Origin of the sequence: Azospirillum isscasi, assembly GCF_030849505.1 — a bacterium.
Classification (GTDB): domain Bacteria; phylum Pseudomonadota; class Alphaproteobacteria; order Azospirillales; family Azospirillaceae; genus Azospirillum; species Azospirillum isscasi.
The window spans coordinates 1-5,703 of the sequence record NZ_JAUJFI010000247.1 but is presented as its reverse complement, the minus strand read 5'-3'; the positions used below and the strand labels follow the sequence as shown (position 1 = coordinate 5,703).

Sequence of the window (5,703 nt, the reverse complement as noted above, 5' to 3'; positions counted from 1 at the left end):
GCGCGTAGCGGATCGCCTCGGCCAATGTCGATTTGCGCGACACCACCGCCAACTGCTTTTCCAGCCACGCCTTCAGTTCGGCAATCAGCGGCGTCGAGCGGGCCTGGCGCTCCCGGCGGCGCGCCTCGGAGTCACGGCTACGGATCTCCGCTTCCACCGCGTACAGCTGGGCGATGCGCCGCAAGGCTTCGCTGGCGATCGGCGCCGAGCCGCCGGTCTGGAGATCATAGAAGCCCCGGCGGACGTGCGCCCAGCAGAACGCGAGGCGCACAGCTCCGCCCTCGGCCAGCTTGCGATAGCCGGCATAGCCGTCGACCTGGAGCACGCCGGTGAACCCCTGCAGATGCATCACGGGGCGTTCCGCCTTGCGATCGGGAGCATAGACGTAGGCCACCGCCGGCGGCTCCGGTCCGTTCCAGGGGCGATCGTCGCGCGCGTAGGCCCAGAGCTGGCCGGTCTTCGTGCTGCCCCGTCCGGGGTCGAGCACCGGCGCCGTCGTCTCATCGGCGAACAGCTTGCCCGACGCCCTCAGGCTGGCCAGCAATCGTTCATGAAGAGGCCGCAGATACCACGCCGCCCGTCCGACCCAGTCGGCCAGGGTGGAGCGGTCGAGATCGACACCCTGGCGCGCGTAGATCTGAGCCTGACGGTAGAGCGGCAGGTGATCGGCAAATTTGGACACCAGCACGTGGGCGATCAGCGCCTCAGTGGGGATGCCGGCGTCCACGATGCGCGCCGGCGCCGCGGCCTGCACGACGCCCTCCTCGCACTGGCGGCAGGCGTATTTCGGCCGGCGGGTCACCAGCACCCGGAAGCGGGCCGGGATGAGATCCAGACGCTGCGAGACATCCTCGCCGATGGGATGCAGTATGCCGCCGCAACACGGGCAGGTCTTGTCGGCGACATCGATGAGGATCTCCTCGCGCGGCAGAGCGGCCGGCAGGTTGCCGCGGTTCACCCGACGCCGTGGCGGCGAAGGGGCCGGCTTGGCCGCAGCGGAGCCAGTGGGCTCGGCCTCCTTGGCGGCCAGCGTCTGCTCCAGGTCCTCCAAGGCCAAGGCCAGCTGGTCCGGATCAAGGCGCTCGGCCCGGCGGCCGAAGCGATGACGCTGCAATTCCCGGATGATTTGGCGCAGCCGGGCGATCTCCTCCTCGGCCGAGGAACGGGCCGCCACCAGCTCCGCGGCATGCCGGACCCGTTCGGCCAGCAGCAGGGCACGCAGTTCGTCAGGATCGCTGGGAAGGGTTTCAGGCGCGGTCGTCACGTCCACCAGTATAGCGGCGGCTTGAGCCGTCCTCGCCTCCGAAGCGGCAAGCGAGTCGCTGTGTCGCAGCTCAGCCGGCGGACGTCGGCCGCGGCACCCGCACGCCCCGCACCCGGGTCCAATCCAGACCCTCGACGAGCGCCGAGAGCTGAGCCGGGGTCAGCCGGATCACGCCGTCGCGGATCGCTGGCCAGCGGAACTGGCCGGCCTCCAATCTCTTCGCGATGAGAACCAGTCCGGTGCCGTCCCAATGCAAGAGCTTGACCCGATCGGCTCGCTTGGAGCGGAAGACGTAGACGACCCCGCTGAAGGGATCCGCCCCCAGCTGCTGCTGCACCAGGGCGGCCAACCCATCCATGCCCTTGCGGAAATCGACCGGCTTGGCGGCGACCAGGACCCGCACCGCGCCCTCGATGCCGATCACCGTGACGCCCTCACCGCGCGCAGCACCGCCCTGACGGTGGCGCCGTCCATGCCGGCCGGCACGCGCACCATCGCATCGCCGATCTGCACCTCGATGGCCGGGGGCTCCTTCGGCATCGGCATGGCGGAGGACGGCATGGTGTCCAGCACCACTGGGGCGAACACCATGCCCTCCTGGGCGCGGCTGGCGGTGCGCGCTTCCCGACGCCAGCCGAATACCTGCTGAGGCCGCAGTCCATGACGCCGGGCCACTTCGGAAACCACGGCCCCGGGCACCGCAGCCTCGGCCAGAATCCGTTCCTTCTCCTCCGGCGACCAGGTCCGGCGGCCCACATCGCCGGTGATCACCTCCATCCGGCGCACCCGCACGGGCTCAGAGGCAAGCGTAAGGTCAAGCGCAGACACAAACCGATCTCCCGTCCAGTCGATCCGGGAGACTCGCTCCGCCCTGTTTCCGCTGGAAGGTGGGGCCAGAACACCGCTTACAACGGAGCGGAACTGTTCGCCGTTGCTCTCCCGGCGGCGATCCTCGCGCCACGCCATTTCGGCAGCGTAGCGAGCCAGATACCTTCCGCTGATGCGGTGGTGTTGGCCCCACTCGGCGCGGCGAAGCCGGGAGAAGAAGCTTTCCGCCTGATTGGTGCAGGCGTCTTCGGTGCTGTAGGCTTCCTGGTGGTTGATCCGCTTCGTTTCGAAGGTGGCGTGCAGCGGGTTCCAGGCGGAGGACTCGTCCGCATGCAGGATCGTGCTACGATCCAGGCGGGCCTTGATGAAGCCGGCCGACGCCGCCTCGCTCTCGAACACCTGCGTGAGCGTGCGCCCGTTGCGCTCGCGGATCGCCACGACGACGCGGCGGGTGCCAGTCTGGTTCTCGGCAAGGCGACGGTCTTTGCGGTCTTCCTTGCGGTTCTCGGGGCGGACGTGTCCGCCGACGTAGCAGCCATCAACTTCCGCCGTGCGGCCTTGCCCACCCAGCACAACACCGCGCATTTCGGAAGCCATGGCTTCCCGGAGCTTATGCGCCATCACGTAGGCCGTCTTGTACTGGACGTCGAGATCGCGGCCGAGTTGGAGGGCGGAAATGCCCTTGACCGCGTTCACGAAGATTGCGATGGCGATCAGGTAATCCCGGATCGGCAGCTTGCGCCACGCGAACAGCGTACCCGAGGTTTCGGAGAACTGCCGGCGGCACGCCTTGCACTTGAACACGTTGCGGCTGCTGTACTCGTAGCAGACCGGGCATTCGCAGTGCGGACAGACCGCCGCGCCGTTCGTCTCCGGCCAACGGATCGTCCGGAACAGCGTCCGCGCTTCCCCGTCCGTCATGCGCGCGATCTGCTTCAGGCTGACCGTGCGGGCGGCGGCGGACATGAGGAAGTGCTGAGCCATGGCATCGTATCCGGTGCATTAATACCGAAAACGATACCTTTTAGAGGGGCTGTTGTCAATGAAAAAGATACCGGATATGATATCTCATCATCGAATCCGGGAGCGCGAGACCGTGGGCACAGAGCAGGAATGGGTTGATCGGACCAAGCGGTTTCTGAAGGCGGAACTCAAGCGCCAGGACGTGACCTATGACGAGTTGGCCCGCCGGCTGACAGAGATGGGCCTTCAGGAAACCAAGGCGTCGATCTCCAACAAGATCAGCCGGGGCGGCTTTTCGGCCGTGTTCTTCCTCGCCAGCATGAAGGCGATTGGGTGCCCGGCGGTGAGGGTGGATGATGTTTGACGACGTTCCTACATCTTCCTAAGATTGACACGGATGGGCTGTTAGGCTCTCTATGTCGGCTGCCGTGGTCAGAAATCTCTAAAAGATTGAAGCATGCCTCAACTGTTCAACATATATTGCGATGAGAGTTGCCATCTTGAAAACGATGGCCAGAAAGCAATGGTCTTGGGTGCCGTATGGTGCCCTGCTGACAAAAGGCGCGAAATCACGATCAGAATTCGCGAAATCAAAAGGCGCCATGGCATTCCGAGCCATGTCGAGGCGAAGTGGACAAAAGTATCGCCGGCAAAATACGAATTCTATATTGATCTCGTAGATTATTTTTTTGACGACGACGATCTGTGCTACCGCGGACTTATTGTGCCGAACAAAGATCTTTTGAACCACAACAAATTTAATCAGGATCACGATACTTGGTACTATAAAATGTATTTTGATATGCTGAAAGTAGTCCTCAGCCCGAGCGAACAATATAGAATATTTATAGACATTAAGGACACACTCAGTGAAAGTAAAGTCTTAAAACTGCATGATGTGCTGTGTAGCAGCAAATATGACTTCTCTAGAAACATCATTACTCTTGTGCAGCAAGTCAGGTCGCATCACATCGCTATCATGCAGTTGACCGATATCATCACTGGAGCTATTAGTTACGTCAACAGGGACATACATAGCAGCCCTACGAAGAGAGGGATAGTTGATCGCATAAAACACCGCTCTGGGTACTCTCTTGTGGAAAATACTTTGTACAGAGAGCGCAAAGTAAACCTATTGAAGTGGCGCGCGTCGGAGGTGGCATAATGGCTCTACCAGTGTGGTTGCCTGAGCTTGTAGAGCAGGCTGCTTTCGATGGATGGCCGTCTTATTACAATGCCGTTTACAACTCTTATAGAGCTGATTTCATTGATGGCGCTCCGACGTTCCGCGGTGCACAAGTTGCTCTAAAACTGCTGCCAGAGCGGCACGGCAGAGATGCGACCTTTCACCATCTCATCACGCGCGACATAGGAAAGACGGGCGTTGAAGAGGATCGGGAGATTTGTCATCATCGATGCGCACGAATACGCTACCCTCGGTCTTTTATCGACAACCACCACGACAACTCTGTTAAATGCTGGCGGCAGAAGAAAAACGGAGAATGGAGAGTAAGTATACTTCTTGAGGAGATTAATTATATTACGGTGTTGAGTGAGCGCAGCGGGTATTATGTCTTATGGACAGCATATATTATTGACGAAAACCATGAAATGAGGAAGCTGCTCCGCCAGTATGAGCGCGCCAAGCGCGGCGGACATGTTCTTGAAATGCAGGAATGCGCTGCCTGAAACGAGCTGGCGCCGCATCAGCTAGGCTGAGGGGCGGCGCCGTGACTCTTCCTACACATGGCAGGTGAGATGGGGTGAAATGTACCCTTGTTGGCTCATTTCGTCAAGGCGGATACGTCGAAAGATGGTATGCTTAACTCCCTTGTCGCACCCTCCACGCCGCGATCTTCCCATCACCAACCCGCTCCACCAGATCAGTGGCTTGCCGGGTGACGGCGTTGTGCACGAGCTTTCCGACAAGCTGCACGGTGCGTGCGTCGGTCGTGTCGATGCCGCGGGCTTCCATCACCTTCACGGCGATTTCCCGGACCTGCAAGGGCGCCGGAGCGACGCGCAGCACGTCCAGTACTATGCGGGCCAGCTCGCCCGGCTTGAACCAGTCGTTGCGCTTCCTGACGGCCTTGGGTGCGATGCTTTCGGGCTCCACCTCGGGGGCGTAGAGTCGCAGCACGGCGTCGATGTGCACCAGGTCCGCCCGGTGCTGAGCGATACGCTTCTCAAGGTCTGCGATGACGCCGGAGACTTCGGCGCGCTTGGCCGTTAAGCCGGAGATCAGGTAGGTGTCGCCCATGGCTTCCTCTCGGGTGAAGGATGGGCAACAGTGTAGCTAAATCAATGAGTTGGCGGCTATCGGGCCGTGGGTGTGTTTGCTACAGAATACCGGTGACGCTCCAACGGTGCGACCCGCCCTATCGTGCTCAGGGCTTGGACCTGTTCGAGCGCCTGCTCGCGTTGGAAGCTTATGGAGTGGAAAAGGCGCTTATCGAACTGGACGGGCGGTTCGTCCGCTCCCCCTCCCCAAGGCCTCGCCGGCGCTGGCAACGGGCCACCGGGCAGTAGGGGGGCTCTGATGGGATGGACGCCTCCCGTCTCTGGTGAATGATACGGACGGCGCGTGAAGGCTTCCATTGAGGCTGGCCCGCTCCACCTGATTTGGCATGGGCAGCAAGGTTCACTTG

Annotated in this window: 6 protein-coding genes and 2 pseudogenes; 3 read left to right on the top strand and 5 right to left on the bottom strand. The window is 61.6% G+C overall.

Annotation, left to right across the window (positions count from 1 at the left end; translation table 11 throughout):
• The 4 genes and pseudogenes from tnpC to QSG27_RS27360 form a co-directional block, all read right to left on the bottom strand.
• Positions 1-1,264 (bottom strand): IS66 family transposase (gene tnpC, locus QSG27_RS27375; protein ID WP_306711805.1); only part of this gene is annotated, 1,264 nt, incomplete at its 3' end.
• A 70-nt stretch (positions 1,265-1,334) separates the two neighbouring features.
• Complete coding sequence (gene tnpB / locus QSG27_RS27370; RefSeq protein WP_306711801.1) at positions 1,335-1,688, bottom strand: IS66 family insertion sequence element accessory protein TnpB; 354 nt, start codon at positions 1,686-1,688, stop codon at positions 1,335-1,337.
• A pseudogene (tnpA, locus tag QSG27_RS27365) lies at positions 1,685-2,005 on the bottom strand (IS66-like element accessory protein TnpA); the annotation flags it as partial. The gene tnpB and the pseudogene tnpA, both read right to left, overlap by 4 nt.
• Before the next feature lie 138 nt (positions 2,006-2,143).
• Positions 2,144-3,076 (bottom strand): annotated as a pseudogene (locus QSG27_RS27360) (IS1595 family transposase); the annotation flags it as partial.
• A gap of 112 nt (positions 3,077-3,188) precedes the next feature.
• Between QSG27_RS27360 and QSG27_RS27355 the strand changes: the two are divergent.
• The 3 genes from QSG27_RS27355 to QSG27_RS27345 all read left to right on the top strand — a co-directional run bounded on the left by QSG27_RS27355 (position 3,189) and on the right by QSG27_RS27345 (position 4,744).
• Positions 3,189-3,419, top strand: a complete 231-nt coding sequence (locus tag QSG27_RS27355) for a DUF6471 domain-containing protein (RefSeq protein ID WP_306711799.1) — start codon at positions 3,189-3,191, stop codon at positions 3,417-3,419.
• Positions 3,420-3,512: 93 nt separating this feature from the next.
• Entirely contained in the window at positions 3,513-4,220 is a 708-nt protein-coding gene (locus QSG27_RS27350; RefSeq protein ID WP_306711797.1) for a DUF3800 domain-containing protein, read from the top strand.
• Positions 4,220-4,744: a hypothetical protein gene (locus tag QSG27_RS27345; RefSeq protein WP_306711795.1), complete on the top strand. Its 525-nt coding sequence runs from the start codon at positions 4,220-4,222 to the stop codon at positions 4,742-4,744. The genes QSG27_RS27350 and QSG27_RS27345 overlap by 1 nt, the downstream gene beginning before the upstream one ends.
• Positions 4,745-4,877: 133 nt before the next feature.
• On the opposite strand, the gene QSG27_RS27340 is transcribed toward QSG27_RS27345, so the two are convergent.
• Positions 4,878-5,315 carry a hypothetical protein gene (locus QSG27_RS27340; protein ID WP_306711793.1) on the bottom strand — a complete coding sequence of 146 codons (438 nt, stop codon included), beginning with the start codon at positions 5,313-5,315 and terminating at the stop codon, positions 4,878-4,880.
• Positions 5,316-5,703 lie beyond the last annotated feature (388 nt).